1 protein-coding gene is annotated in these 216 nt (G+C 68.1%); it reads right to left on the reverse strand.

The features are described from left to right. The coding region (locus tag FNJ47_RS49475; RefSeq protein WP_163163950.1) for an amino acid adenylation domain-containing protein at window positions 1-216 on the reverse strand (216 nt) is incomplete at both ends.

A 216-nucleotide genomic window follows, 5' to 3' on the forward strand; every position in this document is an offset into this window, starting at 1 on the left:
CCTCGTCCGTCCCGGTCTCGGGGGCGCCGGTCTCCGGCGCGCAGACCACATAGGCGATCAGATGCTTGTCGCCGGCGCGGCTCTGGCGCGCCACCACCACCGCCTCGCGCACAAAGGCGTGCTCGCAAAGCTTTGCTACGATCTCGCCCGGCTCGATGCGGTAGCCGCGGATCTTCACCTGGTCGTCGTTGCGACCCAGGAACTCCAGATTGCCGT

The organism is Bradyrhizobium uaiense, from assembly GCF_010811875.1.
Lineage (GTDB): Bacteria > Pseudomonadota > Alphaproteobacteria > Rhizobiales > Xanthobacteraceae > Bradyrhizobium > Bradyrhizobium uaiense.